The sequence below is a fragment of the Novosphingobium sp. PASSN1 genome (assembly GCF_002278815.1).
In genome coordinates this window covers 103686-125650 of sequence record NZ_NKIS01000013.1, presented here as the reverse complement: position 1 = coordinate 125650, position 21965 = coordinate 103686, and the positions used below count along the sequence as shown (strand labels likewise).

Below are 21965 nucleotides of genomic sequence, written 5' to 3'. Positions count from 1 at the left end.
TCAAAAACCCAACTTAAGGCCCGCCTAAACCAAATATCCCCTACTTGCCAACGCCACTCTCTTCAAACACTCAACACATAAAACAAAACCCCGCCAAAATGACGGGGTTTGTCAGCAGTCTGAGGCCCGGCCAATTGATTGGCCGGGCCCTTTTCATGGTAAGCCCTGCGTTCGTTAGCAGACTAGCGCGGGCTATTGATGATCACTTGCGCAATCAACCCGCCGACAATGGCTGCCAGTAGATAATCACCGCGATCATCCTCGACCCAGCGATAACCACGGGGCGGGGCGCGCAGATTGTGGCCGCGATAGTCAAGTTCGACGAAGCGCTGGTTATAGCCGCCTAGGCTTTGACCACGCGTCCACGGGCGATAGCCCATGGAGAAGCCGCGTTGACGCATTTGCCATTGCGAAGGCTGGCCGTAACGCCACTGGTTGCGGTTATTGTAATAGCCATTGTGGACGCCCTGGTCCCAAGTCGCGCCACGGCGCGTATCGCGCCATGATTTGCGGTCTTGGTTCAGCTCACGGCGGTCTTGACGGACGGCAGCTTCGCGCTGGTCCAACCGATTGTCGCGCCGTTCCATATTGCGGTCTTGCGCGTCGGTGCGTTCACGGCGGGTCGGTTGGCCATTTTGATCGACCCAACCACCGCCCGCCCGACCGAACTCAATGCGAGCGGGCTGCGCCATCGCGGCAGGGACAAAGAAGGCAGGTGACAGCACGGACGCTGCCAAGAGATAGGCACTTATTTGACGTTTCATAGGATTTGTCCTTTTGGACGCGAGCACGTGGCTCTAGTTTGAGTAAGGCTTGGCGCGCGCAGCTGCCTTGCGGTCGGCTTCGTCTTTCGCGTCTTGCTTAGCTTTAGAAGTGGCTAGGTCGGATTGAACTTTGCCAGCCGCGTCGCTGACCACTTCGCCACCAGCGCTCACGTCCCGGCCAGCACCACGAATGGTATTGCAAGCTGCAAAAGAAGTGACGCTCAGCATCGTCAAACACAAGATCAGGATTTTCGGTTTCATCGTTTTAGTCCTTAGGCCGCTGGCAAGATTGCTCAGCCTATGGAAGAGAAACGTATCAACGCGGCCTTGGTTCCAGACATGGCCCGATTAGCTGGCGATAAATGGTTCAATCCCACCCAAGGCTTTCGCGATTGAATCCTTGGTATAGGGTTTGGTGATAAAGGGCCGCGCATTTTGATCTGAGGGATAATTGATACCGCTGCCATAGCCGGTGGCGAAGATGAACGGCACCTCCATCTCAAACAAGCGATCGGCAATTGGGAAGCTATTTTGATTGCCCAAATTGACGTCCAACAAAGCAAAGCTTGGCTTTTCACGGTCAAGAATGGCCAGCGCATCTTTTACATTACTGGCGACCAAGACGCGCTCGGCGCCAAGGCTCAGCAACATGGCTTCTGCGTCGAGGGCGATGATGAGATTGTCTTCAACCAGCAAAACATGGCCCTGCAAGCTGCCAACTTGGGGCGTATCGGCTGTCTTTGTTGCGGCGTTAATCGGCTGTTCCTCCAAGACGACGAATTGGGAAGGGACGGAGAAGCTGACCTTCACACCAGTGGCCAGAAAGGTAATCGCGGACTCTCCACCCAGCTCGTGGGGAATAGACGCTTCGATGATGGTAGAGCCAAAGCCACGATGAGATGGTGCTGTCACCGGTGGGCCACCAATTTCTGTCCAATTGCCGATTAGCTCGCCTTGAGGGCCGATCCGCCAAGTAATATCGACATGGCCACCCTCGCCACAGAATGCGCCGTATTTAGCGGCATTGGTTATGAGTTCGTGGATGACGAGGGCAAGCGTAGAAAATGCTTGTGGAATCAACAATACAGGTGGGCCAGACATATGAATGGTGTTGCAGGCTGGCCCCAGATAGGCCTCAGCTTCGGTAGCAATGAGGGTTTGAAACGACCCGGGCCCCCAATTCTTCGCGGTGATTTGATCATGCGCACGGGCGAGTGCATGAACCCGGTCGCCCAGCACGCTGGCGAATGTATCCATGTCTTTGGCATTGATCCGAGTTTGCGAAATCAAGCCTCGGATGAGGCCCAAGATGTTTCGGACCCGATGATTGAGCTCAGCAATCAAAAGGTCTTGCGTTTGGCTGGCTGCCTTGCGCTCTGCCTCTGTGGCACTGATCAAGCGCAAAACCACCTCCAGCACCGTGATTTGCAAAGCTCCCGCGGCACGCAGTTCAGCATCTGTCCATTGCGTACTTTTGCCGTGCAAAGTTTCCTGCCACGCCTTGAAGCTCTTGCGCGGGCTGATACGGACTTCACCTGGGCCAAGCACCTCCGCCGTTTTGGTGGGATCGCCCGCCCATTTCACCGTCGACGCGGTCTCTTTACGGAAGAAGACAAGATAATCTCGGGGAATGGTTGAGATGGGGATCGCCAACATGCCTGCGGCGCGATCCTTAAAGCTATTTGCCGACGGGCAGACACTTTCGATTTCATTGCTACTATAGACGCGGCTCGCCGAAACACCGTCAAGAAAACTACGCAACACCTCAAATTCTTCCAAAGAGGGTGTGGAGCCCTTCAGGGTCACGCTGCCGTCGATGCAAAAGGCTGTTCCATCGCAGGGGACAATATTGACCAATTGATTGGCCAATTGCGCGACGTCCTTAGTTGCGACGCCAGCGAGAGCGACGGATGCCAAAAGATCAGCGGTAATCTGACGGGTCGAAGCTTCAAACGTGATCAGCTCTTCCCGCTCACACCGATCAATCAGCAGGGCCAGGACTTGGCCAAATACTTCGGCCGTCGTGCGCCGCTCATAGCCTATGGTGCGAGCGGTCATGTGGTGACACGCAATCAAGCCCCACAGCGCGCCATTCTTGAGAAGCGAAATCGTCATGGTCGCCGCCACACCCATATTGCGCAGATATTCGAGGTGGATGGGCGAGTGCGAGCGGAGGCTGCTCATGGATAGGTCTGTCAATGCATCAGCGAAAGTCTTGGTGCTCACGATAGGTGAAGGTGGACTATCGATATCTAGCAAGGTGCGGATTGGGTTGCGGATCAAAAGCGCCCGAGCTTGCTGGGGAATGTCGGTCGCTGGATAGCGCAGGCCCAGAAAGGGTTCCATCGATGGGCGGCACCGTTCGGCAATCACCTCGCCCGAGCCATCGGGATGGAACTTATAGATCATCACACGATCATAGCCGGTCAAAGCTTGTACCAGTCGGACGGCTTCATGTGTTAGGTCGCTCACATGATGCTGATGCTGCACGTGGTCGATCATCGACCGTACCATAGAGCCCGCGTTTAGCTCACCCGATTCCTCGCTTAGCTCCGCCTCCAGCAGGATCAAATCGCCACTGGTATGGACCGCGAGGTCAAAGCCTGGACCGCCTTCCTGCAGAACAATGGCAAATATTCGCTCGATGACATCCTGCCGATAAAGGGAGGACAGGCGATTGCGGATCGCATGCACCGCTTCGGGCATGATCAAGGCCGTTAGATTTGCCCCCAATATCTCTTCAAGCTTCTGATTCAGAAACTCCCCGCAATTGGCCGAGGCCCGCTCAATTATCCAGTCTGGCGTTAGCGCGAGCAGAAAGCCGCCGCTTTGGATCGAGTTGATCTCGTGGATCCGCTCCTTGTCGCAATTGGTCAGGGTTGGCGGTTCAGGGGGAAGGGTTGATGAGGCAAGGGTCTGGGGCATAGCCATTAAACGCCTCCGGGGTTGATTGGTTCCCTAGAGCGCTGGGCACTCTAAACCAGAAATGGAGTAACAACGGCTTTCGGCATCATCCATGTGTCAAAAAGCTGAAAACTGGCCAGAGCCGCTTGAAGCGCTTGGTCTTGGGCTTCCGGTTCATTGAGGCCATCCAATGCACGACAGAGCCTTTGCCAAGATGCCCCATCGCCACTGCCGCCTTGAAAAAAGCTGCGCCCGCTCGCTTGGTCGCCGCACAAATGATCAAGCTTGGCAGCTAAAGCCCGTCCACCCATCATCGAGCCTTCGCGCACATAGAGGACACCCAGCCAAGCGCCGTAGGACTTAATCTCGGTATGCGCGACGGCTTGCACATAGCCGGTATGATCAGGGCTGCTTGGCCGTAATTCTTCCATGTCTTGCAAGAGACGTTGGCTACGATGATCGACTGTGGGTGCCTGTGACCGTTCTGGAAAAATGGCGGAGTCCAGAGCATGCTCTAGCCCTTGATGATAAGAGTATAAGCTTTCAAGCAGCGCCAAATAGCCCGGCAGAGCAATCGTTTCGTCCATCAATTCCGCAAAGCTTGAATGATGGTGAAGGCGCTCGTGGATGGTCCGAGTGCCCTGACGGAGGAGGTCGCGCGTCGTACCCAAAGTCCATCTCCATCTAGAACAACTTGGATGACGCGCGCATCGGGCGGCAAAGTCAATCTAAAATTGATCGGTCACCGCCTTGTTACAACCACAACCCCGCCAATTGGGCCTTTGGGAAGACGTACATGCGGCGCAAGCGTCGGTTCCGCGTCAAAACTGCCCTCTGATAGGCCGCGCTCCAACAAGGTTGAACGGACACGATACAGCCTTTGCTCGGCCACGTTGGTAAAGGCGGGTGCACCATCATCGCCTGATACTGCCAACAATAGGATCTTGCGGCGTGGGCAGCGCAAGAGGCTGGTGCTCAAGACCGACAGCACCTGAACCGCGCTGGGGCTTAGGACGTCATCTTGGTTAGCAAAGTAGATTTGAGTTGCCTCGCCTCTGCAAATTCGATCCCCCATGACCAAATCCTTGTCCGCAGTCGTTATAGGCAATGGGGACGCGCACGCCCCCAAGCCCAAAGCGACCAGCGCCAAGCCCCAATAGTGAGGCTTGGCTGACCAGCCAGTTGATTTCTGATGCTTAAGCAGACGGTGCGACATGGGACTCAACGAACCAGAGTTGCTGATCAATTCCGCGCGACATCTCGGTGAACAGGTCAGAGGTGTCGGCGTCGCCAAACTTGGCGGCTGTTGCGCTCGCTTCGCGCACCGATTGGCCAAAAGCCGCCAAACTGCCAGCGACGGCAAATACATGCTGGTTTTCATCGGCCAAGCCTAAATCATAGGGGACCAGAAATGAGTTTTTGGTGGCGACTTGGACAGTGCCTTGCGCCACACCGCCCAGACCACCGGCGCGTTCGGCCAACATATCGGAATAGGTCTCGACTTGTTCGGACACACGATCAAACAACTCATGAATGGCGATAAAGTTTGGGCCGCGCACATTCCAATGGGCTTGCTTGGTTTGGGCATGGAGATCGATAGCCGCAGCCAAATGCTTGTTGAGCAATTCAACCGATTGGGCGCGAATGGTTTCGTGCAAGGTATTGCGTGTCTTGTTCATGTGATAACTCCTGAGCCTATCCAATTGGGACGACGGCATTCCAAACCTTCACCTAGGCGCGAAAGGCGGGGCCACGATTGACGGGCGTCAAGTCGGCAAATCGGGTGCAGCCCTACCAGTCAGATCCATCAGCCAATCTGGCTTTTGGAGACACATCATGAAATTGGTTCCTATTCTGGCCCTGTGCGCCATCTCTGCCCTTGGCATCACCTCCACGGCTCAAGCGCGCCCGGCTGTCCCCGTCACCAGCCCTGCTCCCACCCCGTTGAGCGCAACAGCTACGTTTAAAGCCACAAACATCGCGATTGGGGTTGGCTATAGCTGGGGCCACGGGGTTTTGAGCTACAAAGGCCGCACCTATCCCTTCACCGTCAAAGGCTTGAGCGCCCTTGGTATCGGTGCATCGACCATCGACGGTACCGCCGAAGTCTACAAGCTGAAAAGCCTCGCCGATTTTGAAGGCGTTTATGGTGCCGCAGGCGTCGGGGCGACGGTTGGCCCGATTGGTGCCGGCACCGGCGGCCTTACAAATCGCAAGGGCGTGGAACTTCGTCTCAACACCCAAAGCGAAGGCCTCGAACTCACCTTGGCAATCAGCGGCGTCACGATTGAATTCGACAAATAGCGCCAATCCATCCTCCCCTCCCCCCTTTTAGAAATGAAGAAACCTATGGATCAAGCAAACACAATCATCGCCGTTTATCCTCGTCACGAAGACGCGGATAAAGCGGTGCAAGCACTGGCAGCAGCCGGTATCGGCGTGAAGAACATCAGTGTCGTAGGCAAAGGCTATCACACCGAAGAAAAGGTTATGGGCTTTTACAACATGGGCGACCGCATCCAAATGTGGGGCTCACGCGGTGCGCTTTGGGGCGGACTGTGGGGCCTCTTGTTTGGCGGTGTCTTCATGGTCGTTCCCGTGTTCGGCCAAGTCGTCGTGCTCGGCTATCTCGCAACTGCCGTTATCTCAGCGCTCGAAGGCGCGCTGGTGATCGGAAGCCTAAGTGCCTTGGGTGGCGCCATCTCCAGCATCGGCGTCCCTGAAGACAGTGTTGTCCGTTATGAGACCGACGTGAAGGCCGACAGCTTCTTGGTAATGGCGCATGGCAGTGCCGAAGAGATTGAGAAAGCCCGTGGCGTGCTCAGTCAGTCTGACCCGAGCCGTTTGGATGTTTATGACGGCGTCGCTGCGTAACGCCAGCGGTCCATGATCACAGATTTGCCCTCGGCTGCCTGACGACGGCCGAGGGCATTTCTCCAATTGATCATGAGCGCGCAACTTTGATCCCAACGGATCAAAACGCGCTTTTACTCGTGACGAAGCGCTTCAATCGGGTCCATGCGCGCTGCCCCTCTGGCGGGGAAATAGCCAAAAATGACCCCAATCAACCCTGAGAAGAAGAGCGCGAAAATGTTGATCGCCGGATCAAACCGATAGGGCAGATTCATGAGCGAGGAGAGGCCAATCGAAGCTGCTGTTGCCAAGAGAATGCCAATCAGTCCGCCCAACGCCGACAGCACGACCGCCTCAATCAGAAACTGCAGCAGGACTTCTCCCTCCAGCGCACCAACGGCAAGACGAAGCCCAATCTCGCGGGTACGTTCGGTGACGCTGACAAGCATGATATTCATGATGCCGATACCACCCACCAACAGGCTGACAGCTGCCACGGCGCCTAAAAGAGACGTCAATAGACCCATCGTGCCCGACAAGGTATCGGCCAATTGTTGGGTATCGAATATATTGAAGTTATCATCCGCGCCACCAGTCTTCAGGTCGCCCAACTTGCGACGCTCGCGCATTAATTGCGTGAGGCTGGATTTCAGCGATGCGCTATCGGCCCCTTCCGTCATATTGATGACAATCAAGCCAATCTGGCTATTGCCCGAGACACGTCGCAAAAAGGTCTTGAGTGGGGTCACAATGCTATTGTCCTGATCCCCCATGCCGATCTGGCCCTTGGGCTTTGTGATTCCAATCACCTGACAGGAGAATTGCTTGATCCGAAGAGCAGAGCCAAGGCCCGTTTGACCAATCGTGCCGCCAAAGACTTCCCGGCGCACGGTTTCGCCAATCACGCACACCGCCGCGCCTGCTTCTTCTTCTGCTGGTTCAAACGTGCGACCGCTGGCTAGTTCCCAGTTTCCGGCGGCAAAATAGTCATTGGCGGCACCGGCAATTATGGTCGACCAATTATGCCCATTGGCAATGGCAACGACGGGACGCTGCGACGTTGCAATGGCGAATTTAATCCCACCAATTTGGTCGCGGATCGCGTCGGCGTCCGCCTCTGTAAATTGTGGAACGCCCCCACCCCCACCGGCCCCGCCGCCAATGCGCTGACCGGGGCTGAGCAATAAGATATTGGTCCCAAGGCTGGAGATCTGATCCTTGATGGCCTGGGTCGCCCCATTGCCGATGGTGACCATCGTGATGACGGCGCTGACGCCAATCACAATGCCCAGAATAGTGAGAAAGGAGCGCAAGAGATTGCGATAAACCGACTTCACCGCCAGCATGAACACTGAAAACAACATCACACCGTCTCCTGCGCAGGGTCCGCCTGAAATGGCGGGCTGGAAGTCGGGTTAGGATTGGTCGCATCCTTGGCGACCTTTCCATCTTTAAAATGCACCATACGATGGGCATAGGCGGCCATGTCCGGCTCGTGCGTTACCATCAGGACGGTAATGCCATGATCTCGGTTTAGGCCGACCAAGAGGCTCATGATCTCGTGGCTGCGTTGGGTGTCTAGATTGCCGGTCGGCTCATCCGCCAGAACCACCGCGGGCTCTGTCACGATTGCGCGCGCAATGGCGACACGTTGTTGCTGACCGCCAGACAATTGCGACGGTGTGTGATGCTCCCAGCCAGCCAGACCGACTGCGCCCAAGGCCTCGCGCGCGGCCTTCTTTCGATCCGCTTGGGAGTCGCCACGATAGAGCAAGGGCAGTTCAACATTTTCCTGCGCCGACGTCCGCGCCAAGAGATTGAAGCCTTGAAAGACAAAGCCCAGATAACGTCGACGGATGCGCGCACGTTGATCGCGGCTCAACGCCTCAACATGGACGCCTTTGAACAAATAAGTGCCGGCGGTTGGCGTATCCAAACAGCCCAGAATATTCATAGCTGTCGATTTGCCGGAACCACTTGCCCCCATTATGGCAATAAACTCGCCTTCTTGAATCTCAAGGCTGATCTGGTTGAGCGCCATCAATTCACTGGCCCCTTCGCCATAGCGCTTGGACACCCCTTGGAGCGAGATCAGCGAACTCATGGACTTTGCGCTGCAAGTTGATCCGTGATGACGGGCATGCCCGCCTTTAGGTCGCCACCGACAATCTCAGTCATTTGCCCGTCACTGAGCCCAGTCTTGATGGTGATGGCGACAGGGGCACCGTCTCGCAGGATATAGACTACTTTTGCACCGGCGACCGACGAGGCCTGATCCTGTTTTCGGACACCTCGCCCGCCCGGCACCCGCGGCGTTAAGGCGCTCAACAGACTGTTTTGCTTTGGCGCGGCGCTAGTAGCGGCTTGGTTTGGCGTAAAGCGCAATGCCATATTGGGCACGAGCAGGACATTCTGGTGACGCTTAGCAATGATGGTAGCCGTAGCCGTCATGCCGGGCTTCAGCATCAAGTCATCATTGGCAACGTCAAGATAGGTCAGATAGGTCACGACATTGTCGGTGATGGTGGAGCCTGAGCCAACGCGGGTCACTTGCGCTGGAAAGGTGCGATTTAGGAATGCGCTAACAGTAAAGGTCGCCTCTTGGCCAACCATGACAGAGCCAACGTCTGCCTCATCGACATAGCCCCACACGCGCAGGCGGGCGAGATCGGAGGCGAGTGTGAGGAGTGTGACAGATTGGAACGAAGCGGCCACAGCGCTTCCGGGCTCTACTGTCCGGGTCAAGACGACGCCATCTGCTGGGGCGCGGATGGAGGCTTTCGACAGATTGATCTCGTCGGTGGAGAGCGCGGCTTGCGCATCCCGGACGCCAGCGGCTGCGATATTGCCTGCCGCAATCGCACGATCGACATCGGCCCTCGCCATATCCAGTTCGGCCTGAGCCGGGACTTGGCCATTGGAAAGTTGCCACACGCGTTGCAGGCGGGCGAGGCTGACTTGGGCTTGCCTTCGAGTTGCAGCCGCTTGGGCTACATTGGCGCGCGCGGAAAATAGCGTGGCCTTGGTCCGTGCGATCTGATCCCGCAGTTTGGAGGTATCCAGTTCCACCAGGATTTGTCCTTGTGTCACGCGGTCATTCACGTCCACATTGACCCGCGACACGGTGCCAGACAATTCGCTGCCGATTGCATAGGTTCGAATGGGTTGCAGCGTGCCATTGGCTATAACGCTCAAAGTCACGTCACCCATGCGGGCAGCTTGAGTATGAAACATTGGCTTTGCCCGAGCGGCCTTTTGAACCTGCCACCACCAAAAGCCGAGAGCTGCGGCTATCAGAAGCGCGACTCCAATCCAAACCACTGGTCGTTTAAACCAAGGCTTGGCCTGATCCTCCCCCAACAGCCTATCGAGTTTTTCTTTGACCCCGGTGTTGAGCTCAGGCGGATTTGGTGGATTTGTTTTGCTGGTATCGGTCATGGCTGTTCCCGCAGGTCAGCATCCCAGCCACCCCCTAGCGCCTTATATAAAGTGATGGAATCGAGGCTGAGATTGGCGCGCGCGGTCACCAAACCATCGCGGCTGGAAAACGCGGCCCGCTCGGTGTCGAGCACGGTCTGGAAGTCGATCAGGCCGCTGCGATAGCGGATTTGCGCCAGTCCATAGGCGCGTGATGCGGCAGCATTAGCTTTCGTGAGTGACGCTAAGAAGGCTTGATTGTCTCGCAAGCGCTCCAGCGCATCTTCGACATCGCGCAAGGCGGAAAGCACAGTGCCGCGATAGGCGTGCTTGGCCAGCTCAACCCCCGCCTGATCGGCGCGCACTTGCGCTGCCGGGCCAGGCCCAATGGGAACCAGAACCGATGCCGATAGGGCCGTGAGCAGCGAGGAGCCGTTGAGCAACGTGCCGAGACCTGCTGCCGAAAGGCCGATAGAGCCGCCTAAAGTGAAACTTGGCTTAGTCGCCGCTTCGGCCTGCCCCAATCGCCCTAAGGCTTCCAGCACCGCAAACTCGCCAGCCCGAACATCCGCGCGCCGACGCAGGGTCTCTGCGGGAAGGTTTAGGACAAGGCTGGTCTCAACCACGGGCACTGCGCGCACCTCTTCCAACAGACCTACCAACTCCAGTGGCGGCCTGCCGGTTAGGACGCTGAGGGCATGACTTGACTGGGTGATCGCGTTTTGAAGAGCGGGCAGGCTTGCTTGAGTGGACGCAAAGGCAAAGTCGGCCTGATCGCTATCGAGCGCGCTAACCAAGCCTGCCTGACGACGCCATCCTACCAATTGCCGGGTGTGCGACTGGCTGGACAGGGTTTGCTGCGCCAAGGCCAAACGTGCCTGCGCGGCCCGCAGATTGATATAGGTCGTCGCAAGCTCTGCGGAGATTTGGACGCGGTAATCGCCTAGATTAGCCATGCGCGACCAGACGGCCGCTTGCTGGGCTGCGAGCGCGCTGCGCTTGCCCCCGAACACATCCAAGGTCCAACTCTCTTCAATGCCCAGCGAAACCAAGGTGGAAGCGGCGCGATTACTGGCGGCAGTGCCTTGCGTTGACCTGCGCGCGGACCCCGTGCCTTGGCCCTGGGGCCAAAGTCCAGCTTCGGCAACGTCGCGCAGCGCACGGGCTTGTTGCAGGCTTGCTGCGGCCCCCTCCAAAGTGGGATTTGCGACCAAGGCGTCGTCGATCAGTCGGCTTAGAATCGGGTCGTGAAATTTCTCCCACCACTGGGTTAAATCCGTCGCTGGCACCGTGGGCTGCGGGGCGGACCAGACGGCAGGCACATCGGTACGGCTGTTTGAAGGCTCATAGGGTTGCGGCGTAGCGCATGCTGCCAAAGTAAACGCGGTCAACACAAATAGAGCGCCGACCCTTGGTCTGTTCCATTGTGTGGGCGCGTACCGTCTCATCATACGCCCACTAAGCCGATGATTGCTGCTGGCGGTTTGACCGGCATCAAGCCTGTCACGGCGTTTGCCCGTACGCTCCCCACTTACCCACAAAACCGAGGAGCAGACCATGAGCCATCATAAAGACGACGAAGCCCATGCGGAGCATGATAAAGACGAGAAGAAAACGACCTGGACTGAGAATGTCGAACTGGTTGGTGATGAGTTGATTGCCTCGGTCAAGAAATTGGCCGCGGAAGGCAAAGTGCGCCGTATCCGGATCGTTGAGCCCGATGGTGACATTGTGGTCGATATGCCGCTGACGCTCGGAGCTATTGCCGGCGGTGCGGTCGTACTGGCAGCACCGATGTTGGCGATTTTGGGGGCTTTGGCTTCCTATGTCACCAAAGTGCGGGTCGAAATTGTCCGCAGCGGTCCTGGCCCTGCCAGCCCATCGCCCAAAAAGGACTCTATGCCTGCTTGATCAGCGCGCCCGGGCACCAAGGTCTCGCATCTTTGCCAGCCATTTTGTCCGGGTACGTTGACTGCCCTCCACATTGCCATACAGGGTTTCGCGGATTGGGCCGATGCCGGCAATCCCCAATATCCCACTCTCAAACCCCTTCACGCCATGGCTGCCCATCAATAAGCGATAGGCAGCTGCTGGCATGCCCATGGTAACCACAAGGCGCGCGCTGCGTCCCTTCAGCTTGCCAACTGGCCAAGCCTTTTCTGTCTTTTCGAGAAAGAAATCTCCGCACGCGGCTTGCTCAAAAAAGGCCTTCACCAAGGCCGGCATGGTGCCAAGCCATAACGGATAGATGATCATCAAATGCTCTGCCTCTAGAATCGTCTGCTGCGCTTCTTGGATCGTCTCATTCGGCGGCAGGGCCATTGCATCCGCATTACGAATAAAATCAACGGTAAGGCCACCAATGTCGATATCAGAAACGCGATGTCCGGCGTCTACCGCACCCTGACGATAGGCAGCCGCTAGGCCGTGGCATAAGTGCCCGCCTCGTGAATCTGGATGGCCTTGAATGATGCAAATATGGGTCATGCGCTTACCTCGATATAGGAATTTAGCGTCATTCTTTTCCTGATAGCCCATCCTTCGAATTGATCGCCATCAAATCGCCACGGCGAAAAAGCGTGAAGCGCCGCGTTTTCTATGCTCCAGCTTGGGCCCAACACACAAGAAACGTCATGTACGGACGGAACCGCTTGCAGCCAGAAAGGTTGAACCAAAACTGTGGCAGCCGCGCGTCTCTCCGGGGCACTCAACAGATTTGATGGAGGCTCACTGCATGGCCAAACCCCTACTCCAAACAAGCGATCTTGATCTCTTCATGAGCCGACCGCGAAACCGCCCCTTCTTTTCGGAGGGCGACCCCAGCGGCGCAATCTATCAAGTTGAGAGCGGCTGTATCCGCCTGCAAAAGATGACGGAGGGTGGCAGGCGGTGTGTGTTGTCCTTTTGTTATCCGGGCGACGTGTTCGGCTTAGGGACGCATGGGCCAGAACAGGTTGATGCGGAAGCAGCCTGTGCGTCGCGCGTGTCGCGGCTGGGGCATTTGGGCCTTCAGCGCATGCTGCAATCAGAGCCTACACGGGCCATGAAGGTGATTGACGCCGCCTATGGCGGACAAGAGCCTGGCAGCGAGCATGTCGTCATGATCAGCTTTGCCCCCGCCGAACAAAAGCTTGCGTGGTTTTTGGCCAGCTTAGGTCAACGCTTGGGCCAATCGGTCGGCGGAGAGCTCCTCGTCGATTTACCGATGATGCGGGCCGACATTGCCGACCACCTTGGCATGACCTTTGAAACGGTCAGCCGCGAAATGACGAAGTTGCGGGACCTGAAGATCATTGATCTTTTGGGCTTGCGCAAGTTCAAAATCCAACGCGCTGCAGTCTTACAATCTCTCGCGCTGACGGGCAGTTTGGCGACTAGCCGGCACGTACCTAGCCCATCAAGTCTTGCATTCTCCCCTAGGATGCCAGCCCGCCGGACATTTGATCTTGCAGCTGCGTCTGCTGGCTAGCCAAGACCATGTCAGCGCAAGCCAAGGATAATGTTTTCTTCTTCGATGTCCTGCCGTTTGCAGCATCCTTGGCTCTGTTGGGTGCGAGTGCGCTGGCGCTTGATGCTGCACTCCACTTTGGAAATCTTGTTTGGATCGGGAAGCTATTGGGCATCCCAGGCGTCTTGCTGATCATCTTTTCCTTTGGCTATTCTTTACGTAAGCGAAAGCTGATCTCGGTTGGCCAGCCCGTGGAACTGCTCCACGTGCACGAAATCATGGCTTGGGCTGGTTCCCTTTTCATCTTGGTGCATGCGGGCATCCATTTTAATGCTTGGCTGGCTTGGCTTGCCGTTTGGGCCATGCTGATCAATGTTTGCAGCGGCCTGACCGGCAAATATCTGCTGCAGCGGGTTCGCAAGCGCTTCTCAGCCACCCAAGCACGACTGCGGGAAGAGCTGGTCCCTGAAGCCAGCATTGAAACACAAACCCATGCCGCCAGTTTGGCCCTAAACGTCATCCGGAAATGGCATCAGGTCCATATCCCCATCGCCAGCGCTTTCGCCTTACTCGCCCTGACCCACATTGCCGTCGAAGCTTGGTATTGGGGCTTTCAGTGACCCGGATCTGGCTGATGATTGCAGGACTGTTGGCCTTTTCAGTTGTCTTAACGCTGATTTATTTCCAGCCAGATGCGATGATCAGTCCAGGAAAGCTGACCCAAGCGCACGCCAAATTGGATAATCAATGCGTCTCCTGCCATGCACCGTTCCAAGGTGCCGTCGCAGAGCGATGTGTGACCTGCCACGCCGTCGCCAACATTGGCCGGACTAAAGGCCAAACTGGGGCCAACCCGCTGTCCTTTCACAAGCGCCTCACAACACAAGACTGCCTCACCTGTCATACCGAACATAAGGGCAGGATCATACCGGTTAGCGTGCAGCCGCATTTTTCACACGCCTTAATCGGCCAGCCCGCTCAGGCCAATTGCGTCAGTTGCCACACGCCACCAAGGGCTGCTTTTCATCAAGCCATGAAGAGCAATTGCAGCTCATGCCATACCCAAGAAAGCTGGAAGCCTGCCCATTTTGACCATGGCCGCTTCTTTGCCTTAACCGGCCCACATGATGTCGCCTGCGCCACGTGCCACGTGGTTGCGCAAGACTATCGCCAATACAATTGCACCACCTGCCACGCGCATGAGCCCGCGCGCCTTAAGCAGAAACATGCCGAAGAAGGCATCGTCATGACGGCAAAATGCACGTCGTGCCATCGTGGCGGCCATGCCGGTGAAAAAGGCGAAGGGCGAGACGATGACTAAAGGCCTAACCCAAGCAGAAGCCGACCAGAAGCTAGAGGAATTCGGGCCCAATAGTCTGGCTGTCGTCAAGGATCGCTCTGTCCTGCGGATTATTTTTGGCACCCTTAAAGAACCGATGTTTCTGTTCATGCTGTCGGCTGCAGCACTCTATCTCATGGTTGGCGACCTAGCCGAAGGGGCGTTTCTGGTCCTTGCGGCGAGCGTCTCTATGGGCCTTGTCGTCTTTCAAGATGCGCGGTCCGAGCGCGCGCTACATGCCTTGCGCGACTTGGCGGCACCCCATGCGCATGTGATCCGCGACGGTCAAACACGCCTGCTGCCAGCCGATCAATTGGTGCCCGGTGATTTGATCATCCCCAATGCCGGAGAACGCTTCCCAGCCGATGCGGACCTCGTCTCAGACCATTTGCTGATGATGGATGAAGCCGTCCTGACCGGAGAATCAGCGCCTGCCAGCAAAACCTTGGGGCAGGATGTCTCGCTTTTTGCCGGTTCCTTGGTCGTCAGCGGCGAAGGGTTAGCCGTTGTAACCCAGACCGGCGGCAACACCCAGATCGGCATGATCGGGACAGCACTTTCAGGCGAGATTGAGCAAACACCCCTTCAAGTCAGCACAGGCCGTTTGGTGATTTGGCTGAGCTTAGGCGCGCTCGTCGTTTGCCTCGCCATTGTCGCAGCTTACGGACTTTTGCGTGGCGACTGGTTGGCTGGCGGACTGGCGGGCCTCACCGCGGCCATCGCCCTCTTGCCCGAAGAGTTTCCGCTCGTGCTCGCAGTGTTTTTGGCGATGGGCTCGCAACGTCTGGCGCAACACCACGTGCTCGTACGTCGCGCAGCGGTGGTCGAGACTTTGGGTGCCATTACGCTGTTGTGCGTCGACAAGACCGGAACGCTGACCCAGAACCAAATGCGAGTTGATCGTGTCTGGTCCCTTGATGAAACCAATCATGCTGAGGTCCTGCAGGTTGGCACCTTGGCCAGTGCGGTTCACCCGATCGATCCGATGGATAAAGCCATCCACGCAGCAGCCAATGCCCAAACGTCTGGGGCAGTAGAGCTCAATGATTTTGCGCTCAAGAGTGTCAGCCCACTCGCCCCGCAAAGATTAGCAGTCATCCAAAACTGGCAGCATGAAGGGCAGCGCATCTGGGCAACGAAAGGCGCTCCAGAGGCCGTGCTGCATCTGTGCCCCGATCTACCACCAGAGGCCCGGGCACGCATCGAAGCTGAATTGGAGGCCATGGCCTCTTCTGGCCTGCGGGTTTTGGCCTGCGCTCAGGCCCGGACAGACATGAAGACCGATCTGAAGATTGAAGATGTTGCGTTTGAATTCGTCGGTCTGCTGGGCTTCATCGACCCCTTGCGAGAGGATGTGCCAGCGGCCTTAGCTGAAGCCCGCCAAGCGGGCATTCAGATCGCCATGATCACAGGCGACTTAACCGCCACCGCCTTGGCCATTGCGAAGGCAGCCGGACTCGATGCTGGCGCGGGCGTCCTGACCGGCCAAGAGATTGAGGATTTATCGCCTGAAGCGCTTCAAGCCCGCCTAGCCCATGTACGGATCTTCGCGCGGGTCCGGCCCGAGGCAAAGCTTAAGCTGATCTTGGCCTTTCAAGCCTTGGGTCATGTCGTTGCCATGACGGGCGATGGGGTCAATGACGCACCAGCCCTAGAAGCCGCTCATGTCGGGATCGCGATGGGCCAGCGCGGCACCGATGTGGCGCGCGAGGCGGCTGACTTGGTTTTGCTCGACGACAGCTTCGCCTCCATCATCTCTGGCGTGCGACTTGGGCGGCGCATTTTTGCCAATTTGCGAAAGGCCCTTGGTTATGTGCTGGCGATCCATATCCCCATCGCAGGCCTCGCTTTGCTACCCATCCTATTGGGACTGCCCCCGATGTTGTTCCCCATGCATATTGTGGTGATGGAGTTGATGATTGATCCCATTTCCTCGCTCGTTTTCGAAGCCGAGCCGAGCGAAGCTTCGGCCATGGTTCAGCCACCGCGCGCCTTGAGTGAACCTCTGTTTGGATTGTCCCAAATGGCGTGGGCTGGGTTTCAAGGCCTAATCCTCCTGGGCGGCGTTTTGGGCCTCTATTTCTGGGCGATTGAGACGGGAATCCCAGAAACGACCGCACGCTCGATGGGCTATGTCTGCTTGGTGACAGGCAATGTGACCTTGGCACTCGTGGATGGCTATGAGCCTTCAATCAGTCCGTTTGACCGTCGTCACAGATTATTATGGATCGTGGCCGGGCTTGTTTCCGCGACGTTGGCAGCCATCCTTTATGTGCCGTGGTTGGCCAAAATCTTTAAGATGGCCCCATTGGGCGGCGCAGACCTGGCACTGGCACTTGGCGTCGCCTTTTTGGCGGGGGGCTGGTCCGTAGTCGTTCGCTTCTTTGCTAAAGGCCCTGTCCGACAATCAACAACTTGATTGACCCCTCGGTTGAAATATGACACGTTAAGTGTCAATAATTGAGAGGGGCCAGGGGAGAGTGAGCTTGAAGGTTTTACGTACGCCAGATGCGGCATTTGAGGCGGTTGAGGGGTTTGACTTCTTGCCCCGCTATTTGACCATCAAGGACCCAGAAACCCAGACGCCCATGCGCGTCCATTATGTCGATGAAGGTCCGCGCGACGCCCCGGTCGTTCTGATGCTGCATGGCGAGCCAACATGGAGCTATTTGTATCGCCACATGATCGGGCCTGTCGTGGCCGAAGGCCTTCGGGCTGTAGCACCAGACCTGATTGGCTTTGGCCGCTCAGATAAGCTGGCTTCGAAACAGGATTATAGCTATGCCAAACATGTCGCTTGGATGCGCCTGTGGCTTGAGGCCTTGGATCTGAAGAACATTACCTTGGTCTGTCAGGACTGGGGGTCTTTGATCGGCCTTCGACTATTGGCCGAGATGCCAGATCGCTTTTCCGCTGTGGTGCTGTCGAACGGTGGTCTTCCTGCTGGTCAAAGTGGCCCCGCTGCCTTCAAGATATGGCGCGCCTTCTCACAATTCAGCCCAGTCTTCCCGATCGGCAAAATTGTTCAGGGGGGCACCAAACGGAGGCTGTCGCCTGCCGAGATCGCGGCTTATGACGCTCCATTCCCGAACGCACGCTATAAGGCAGGCGCGCGCATCTTCCCGTCCTTTGTGCCCATTGGCGACAATGTTGCGGTGCCAGACCAACTGAAAGCTTGGAAGGTTTTGGACACCTGGGAAAAGCCCTTCCTCTGCTGTTTTAGCGACGGCGATCCAGTTACACGCGGCGGGCAGCGATTGTTCGTTGGCCGCGTCCCCGGCACTGCCAATCAACCCCATACGACCTTGCATGGGGGCCACTTTATCCAAGAAGATGACCCGCAAGGTTTTGTAGCCTCGATTATGAAAGTAGTGACCCGATGAATGTGACCAATGAAGTTTTTCCAAGCCCAGAACGCGCAACAGCCTTTTTTGGTGGTGAGGAAGATGGGCCATTCTGCATGGTCAATCTGTTGAAGTTCAAGGAGAAGGCGACCTATCCAGACGGGTCAGAGCCTGAATTGACAGGCCGTGAAGCCTATATGCGCTATGGTATGGCCGTTGTGGCGTGCGTCGAAGCCGTTGGCGGCAAAACGCGCTTTTCGGGCATGGTCACCGATCTGATGTTGGGCCAAGTGGAAGAGCTTTGGGACATGGTGGCGATTGCCGAATATCCCTCCCGCGCAGCCATGTTGGCGATGGTGCAATCGCCCGACTATCAAGCCATCGAAGTCCATCGGATGGCAGGCCTTGCCGGTCAATTGAACATTCGCACCAAAGTCATGGGCGGCTAAAGGCTGGGTCCTGTAAGGCTTTGCAGATCCAAGATGGTGAATGGCTCATCGCGCGCCCCTTGCTTGAAGACTGCCAAGGTTTCGAACTTATGTGGGCCAGCAAAGGCTTGGAAATGGTCTTGTAAGACCGCCAAGACCTGTACTCGTCGCGCTTGATCGGGAATGCGCTCGGTCAAGGTCATGTGAAAGCGAAAGTCATCAAAAATATAGGGATAGCCAAATTCCCGTAACTGGCTCTCATGACGCGGACTTATGCCCGCATGCAGACGTCGATTAAGGTCAAAGTCGCTCAATGGTGCGCGGAAGCCATCAAGCGCGACCACACAATCCGTGTGCAGCGCCTGCATCTGCGGCGAGTCCATTGCCAGCACAAAGGCCAAAAATGGCCCCAGAGCCGCGACCTGTATATCCGCTTGAAAGGGTGCATGGCGGGTGGTGAGCGCTTTAAAGGCTAACAAAAGGCCCACCTCGTCTTGCTCAGGGTGCAATTCAAAAGGGGCTTTCAGCGTCGCGTGGAAGCCATATTGACGCGCGTCTTGCGTCAATTGGTCGAGGTTGATCCCTTCCAATCCGGGGAGAACCGGGCGCTCAAAGGATTGGTTGGTGAACGCATCACGCCCAAGCCAAGCAGACGCCATCTGGCTCAAAGGGTGCACCTCTCGCGGCGCATAATAAATCGCGTAACGGGGGATCATCCCACTGCTTGTCCTTCACGCCAAACCGCGCGGACAATGGGCCAACCCGTTGGCGAAAGATAGACCCGAACCATATCAGCTCGTTGCCCCACTTTAATCTCGCCGCGATCGGTCAGACCACACACATGGGCGGGATTCTTAGCGACCGTGTCGATGGCGCGCTGGATCGGCCAATTGAAGGGAGCCTCTACCAACATAAAGGCCGCACGGATCATCGACAATGGCACATAGTCTGATGACAGAATATCCAATAGACCGGCCGCCGCACAGGCTTGCGCACTCAAATTACCCGAATGGGAAGCACCGCGCACAAAATTTGGGCCACCCATCACATTCAGTAGGCCAAGCTCGCGCGCGCGTTGGGCAGCAACAAGGCTCACCGGGAACTCGGCCGCGACACAGCCATCCTGATGGCTTTCCTCAACATGTTCTATCGTTGCATCATCATGGCTCATTAGGGCAATGCCGAACTCACGGGCCAAGGCCACAATGGTCTCGCGGTTTTTGGGAGCCACTGTCTGATCACGCCAATCCGTCTGTTCGGCCAACATAGCGTCCAGTTCTTGACGCCCAGTACCGGCTTTCTCCATCCGCTCCTTAAAGCGATTGAGGTCAGCCGTCTGGCGTTGGCCGGGGGTATGATCCATAACCGAAAGCAGCTTGAGCCGGGGATTGTCGAGATGGGGTTCCACGAAACTCAACAGCTCAGGGTTCGTGATCTCACAGCGCAAATGCAACAAATGCTCCGCGCGCAGCAGACCCTCCGCGCCCGCTTGATCCATTGCCGCAATCATCGGGGCCAAAGCCTCTTTGCGGTCGAGGCCGTCCTTGCGGCCATGCAGACTGAGACTGTCAAAGACGGTCGTAATACCCGCCATGATGCATTGGCCATCATGGGCTAAAGCCGCCCCGAGACTATCCCAATGCGCACCCGGGCGCGGCTGATAATGCTTTTCCAGATTGTCCGTATGAATGTCGACCAGACCAGGGATGAGAAAGTCATCGCCTAAATCGTGCGCGTCCGACGAAGAACGCGTTTCGCTTGGGACAATCGCGACAATGTGACCATCCTCAATTTCAACCTGAGCGGCCACGACTCCTTCGTGTGCAACGACGCGTTTCGAGAACAAGCTGGTACGCATAAAAGCCTCCACCTAAAACTATAGCGTCAAAGAGACCTAAGCTGCAGCCTTATATTCTGAGACATTGAACAAGCGCGTGGCTACCGCATCACGGACATCATGATCATGGAAAATCCCGACCATGGCGGCACCTTTAGCCAAAGCCGCATTGATCAGTTCTACGACGATGGCGCGATTGGCAGCATCCAAGGAAGCCGTTGGCTCATCCAACAGAAGGACCGGATATTCGCGGATGAAGCTGCGTGCGATATTGACGCGCTGTTGCTCTCCACCAGAGAAAGTTGACGGCGGCAGTTCCCAATGTGCTTCTGGCAAACGTAAAGCCTGCAGAAGGGTGATCGCCCGCTCGCGTGCTTCTTCCAGTTCGACACCATTTTCAAGCAACGGCTCAACGACGAGATCCAGCGTTGAAACACGCGGGATCACGCGTAGGAACTGACTGACATAGCCTAAAGTCCGCCGTCTGATCTCCAGCACCTGATGCGGCGGTGCCTTGGTGATATCCACGGGCACGCCGTCATGGCTTACGTAAACCCCGCCCGAGGTTGGCAAGTAATTGCCATAAATGGTTCGCATTAGGGTCGACTTCCCGACGCCGGATTCACCCGCCAAGACAACACATTCGCCAGGCATCACTTCCAGCTTGAGCGCCTCAAAGACGCCAATCGACGTCGCACCTTGATTGTGCAGGGTGAAAATCTTGCTGAGATCATCGACGCGGATAGCTGCTTCTTGGGTCATGGGAGGATCGCTTCAAACAAAGGCTAAAGAGGATGGAACAAGGGTGCTTTAGATTTGCAGCACGCTTGAGACCAATAATTGGGTATAGGGATGCTGCGGGTCGTCGAGCACTTGATCGGCTAGGCCAGTCTCCACGACATGACCGCCTTTCATCACCATCAAGCGATCTGCCATGAGGCGGGCAACGGCCATATCATGCGTCACAATGATGGCAGCCAGTCCAAGGTCCCGCACCAACTCGCGCAATAGATCAAGCAAACGCGCCTGAACGGAAACATCTAGCCCGCCGGTCGGCTCATCCATAAACACAAGGCGGGGGTTATGAATTAGATTGCGGGCAATCTGAATGCGTTGTTGCATGCCGCCAGAAAAGTTCCGCGGCTTATCGTCAACGCGACCCAAATCAAGTTCAACGCGGCTCAACCAGTCCATGGTTGCTTGCCGCATGTCGCCATAATGGCGGCGACCGAGGTTCATCAATGGCTCAGCGACATTGGCACCACCCGAAACACGCATTCTGAGGCCGTCACGAGGATTCTGGTGCACAAAGCCCCAATCTTCGCGCTGCATGCGGCGTCGATCTGGCTCTGACAAATCATAGATGTCCACCAAGCCATGACGACGCGAGTTGAAGGCAATGGACCCTGAAGTGGGGGCCAGCTTGCCGGATATGCAATTGAGAAGAGTCGTTTTACCCGAACCGCTCTCGCCAACAATGCCAAGAACTTCCCCAGGTCTCATCTCAAAGCTAATGTCGAGGCACCCAGCGACATGACCATAATATTTGGTCAAATGAGAGACGCGCAGCAGAGGCTCTGCACGACCATCAGAATTTGTAGAAGCGGGCCGATCCAAGATGTCAGTCATGG

The 21965-nt window shown here is 56.6% G+C and carries 23 protein-coding genes; 9 read left to right on the top strand and 14 right to left on the bottom strand.

From position 1 onward, the window contains the following. Positions 1 to 182 precede the first annotated feature (182 nt). The 5 genes from CFE35_RS19000 to dps all read right to left on the bottom strand — a co-directional run bounded on the left by CFE35_RS19000 (position 183) and on the right by dps (position 5386). Positions 183 to 764 carry an RcnB family protein gene (locus tag CFE35_RS19000; RefSeq protein ID WP_292933053.1) on the bottom strand — a complete coding sequence of 194 codons (582 nt, stop codon included), beginning with the start codon at positions 762 to 764 and terminating at the stop codon, positions 183 to 185. A 33-nt stretch (positions 765 to 797) separates the two neighbouring features. After that, positions 798 to 1025, bottom strand: a complete 228-nt coding sequence (locus CFE35_RS22555) for an entericidin A/B family lipoprotein (RefSeq protein ID WP_366557164.1) — start codon at positions 1023 to 1025, stop codon at positions 798 to 800. A gap of 87 nt (positions 1026 to 1112) precedes the next feature. Then, positions 1113 to 3695, bottom strand: a complete 2583-nt coding sequence (locus CFE35_RS18990; RefSeq protein WP_292933052.1) for an HWE histidine kinase domain-containing protein — start codon at positions 3693 to 3695, stop codon at positions 1113 to 1115. A 44-nt stretch (positions 3696 to 3739) separates the two neighbouring features. Next, a complete protein-coding gene (locus CFE35_RS18985) occupies positions 3740 to 4339 on the bottom strand; it encodes a biliverdin-producing heme oxygenase (protein WP_292933051.1) in 600 nt (199 codons plus the stop codon). Positions 4340 to 4864: 525 nt separating this feature from the next. Next, positions 4865 to 5386, bottom strand: a complete 522-nt coding sequence (dps, locus tag CFE35_RS18980) for a DNA starvation/stationary phase protection protein Dps (protein ID WP_292933050.1) — start codon at positions 5384 to 5386, stop codon at positions 4865 to 4867. 118 nt (positions 5387 to 5504) lie between these two features. On the opposite strand from dps, the gene CFE35_RS18975 reads away from it, so the two are divergent. Together CFE35_RS18975 and CFE35_RS18970 are read left to right on the top strand one after the other, a co-directional pair. Further along, positions 5505 to 5972, top strand: coding sequence for a hypothetical protein (locus CFE35_RS18975; RefSeq protein WP_292933049.1), 468 nt, complete (start codon positions 5505 to 5507; stop codon positions 5970 to 5972). Between the two features lie 33 nt (positions 5973 to 6005). Next, a complete protein-coding gene (locus CFE35_RS18970; RefSeq protein ID WP_292933048.1) occupies positions 6006 to 6542 on the top strand; it encodes a general stress protein in 537 nt (178 codons plus the stop codon). 113 nt (positions 6543 to 6655) lie between these two features. On the opposite strand, the gene CFE35_RS18965 is transcribed toward CFE35_RS18970, so the two are convergent. Genes CFE35_RS18965 through CFE35_RS18950 form a run of 4 tightly spaced genes read right to left on the bottom strand, consistent with a single transcriptional unit; the run spans position 6656 to position 11329 of the window. Next, positions 6656 to 7885 (bottom strand): ABC transporter permease, encoded by a 1230-nt coding sequence (locus CFE35_RS18965; protein ID WP_292933047.1) that lies wholly within the window; start codon positions 7883 to 7885, stop codon positions 6656 to 6658. Then, positions 7885 to 8625, bottom strand: coding sequence for an ABC transporter ATP-binding protein (locus CFE35_RS18960; RefSeq protein WP_292933046.1), 741 nt, complete (start codon positions 8623 to 8625; stop codon positions 7885 to 7887). The genes CFE35_RS18965 and CFE35_RS18960 overlap by 1 nt, the downstream gene beginning before the upstream one ends. Next, on the bottom strand, positions 8622 to 9959 hold the full coding sequence (locus tag CFE35_RS18955) for an efflux RND transporter periplasmic adaptor subunit (RefSeq protein ID WP_292933045.1): 1338 nt from the start codon (positions 9957 to 9959) through the stop codon (positions 8622 to 8624). The genes CFE35_RS18960 and CFE35_RS18955 overlap by 4 nt, the downstream gene beginning before the upstream one ends. Next, positions 9956 to 11329: an efflux transporter outer membrane subunit gene (locus CFE35_RS18950; protein WP_292933044.1), complete on the bottom strand. Its 1374-nt coding sequence runs from the start codon at positions 11327 to 11329 to the stop codon at positions 9956 to 9958. The genes CFE35_RS18955 and CFE35_RS18950 overlap by 4 nt, the downstream gene beginning before the upstream one ends. Before the next feature lie 166 nt (positions 11330 to 11495). On the opposite strand from CFE35_RS18950, the gene CFE35_RS18945 reads away from it, so the two are divergent. Next, positions 11496 to 11849, top strand: a complete 354-nt coding sequence (locus CFE35_RS18945; RefSeq protein WP_292933043.1) for a DUF4342 domain-containing protein — start codon at positions 11496 to 11498, stop codon at positions 11847 to 11849. On the opposite strand, the gene CFE35_RS18940 is transcribed toward CFE35_RS18945, so the two are convergent. Further along, positions 11850 to 12476: an NAD(P)H-dependent oxidoreductase gene (locus tag CFE35_RS18940; RefSeq protein WP_292933042.1), complete on the bottom strand. Its 627-nt coding sequence runs from the start codon at positions 12474 to 12476 to the stop codon at positions 11850 to 11852. A gap of 196 nt (positions 12477 to 12672) precedes the next feature. On the opposite strand from CFE35_RS18940, the gene CFE35_RS18935 reads away from it, so the two are divergent. From CFE35_RS18935 to CFE35_RS18910, 6 genes are all read left to right on the top strand, one after another. Next, positions 12673 to 13407, top strand: coding sequence for a helix-turn-helix domain-containing protein (locus tag CFE35_RS18935; RefSeq protein ID WP_292933041.1), 735 nt, complete (start codon positions 12673 to 12675; stop codon positions 13405 to 13407). A gap of 8 nt (positions 13408 to 13415) precedes the next feature. Next, entirely contained in the window at positions 13416 to 14006 is a 591-nt protein-coding gene (locus CFE35_RS18930) for a hypothetical protein (RefSeq protein ID WP_292933040.1), read from the top strand. Then, positions 14003 to 14707: a cytochrome c3 family protein gene (locus CFE35_RS18925; protein ID WP_292933039.1), complete on the top strand. Its 705-nt coding sequence runs from the start codon at positions 14003 to 14005 to the stop codon at positions 14705 to 14707. Before CFE35_RS18930 ends, CFE35_RS18925 begins: the two co-directional genes overlap by 4 nt. After that, positions 14670 to 17144 (top strand): cation-translocating P-type ATPase, encoded by a 2475-nt coding sequence (locus CFE35_RS18920; RefSeq protein ID WP_292933038.1) that lies wholly within the window; start codon positions 14670 to 14672, stop codon positions 17142 to 17144. Before CFE35_RS18925 ends, CFE35_RS18920 begins: the two co-directional genes overlap by 38 nt. 61 nt (positions 17145 to 17205) lie before the next feature. Beyond that, positions 17206 to 18108, top strand: a complete 903-nt coding sequence (locus tag CFE35_RS18915) for a haloalkane dehalogenase (protein ID WP_292933037.1) — start codon at positions 17206 to 17208, stop codon at positions 18106 to 18108. After that, entirely contained in the window at positions 18105 to 18518 is a 414-nt protein-coding gene (locus tag CFE35_RS18910) for a DUF1330 domain-containing protein (RefSeq protein ID WP_292933036.1), read from the top strand. Before CFE35_RS18915 ends, CFE35_RS18910 begins: the two co-directional genes overlap by 4 nt. On the opposite strand, the gene CFE35_RS18905 is transcribed toward CFE35_RS18910, so the two are convergent. Genes CFE35_RS18905 through phnK form a run of 4 tightly spaced genes read right to left on the bottom strand, consistent with a single transcriptional unit; the run spans position 18515 to position 21963 of the window. Beyond that, a complete protein-coding gene (locus CFE35_RS18905) occupies positions 18515 to 19213 on the bottom strand; it encodes a DUF1045 domain-containing protein (RefSeq protein WP_292933035.1) in 699 nt (232 codons plus the stop codon). The two genes, CFE35_RS18910 and CFE35_RS18905, sit on opposite strands and share 4 nt — an antisense overlap. After that, complete coding sequence (locus tag CFE35_RS18900; protein ID WP_292933033.1) at positions 19210 to 20355, bottom strand: alpha-D-ribose 1-methylphosphonate 5-triphosphate diphosphatase; 1146 nt, start codon at positions 20353 to 20355, stop codon at positions 19210 to 19212. Before CFE35_RS18900 ends, CFE35_RS18905 begins: the two co-directional genes overlap by 4 nt. Before the next feature lie 36 nt (positions 20356 to 20391). After that, positions 20392 to 21096, bottom strand: a complete 705-nt coding sequence (gene phnL, locus CFE35_RS18895; protein WP_292933031.1) for a phosphonate C-P lyase system protein PhnL — start codon at positions 21094 to 21096, stop codon at positions 20392 to 20394. Positions 21097 to 21144: 48 nt separating this feature from the next. Beyond that, the gene (phnK, locus tag CFE35_RS18890) at positions 21145 to 21963 is read right to left on the bottom strand and encodes a phosphonate C-P lyase system protein PhnK (RefSeq protein ID WP_292933029.1); all 819 of its coding nucleotides are present in this window, start codon (positions 21961 to 21963) and stop codon (positions 21145 to 21147) included. Between the last annotated feature and the right edge of the window lie 2 nt (positions 21964 to 21965).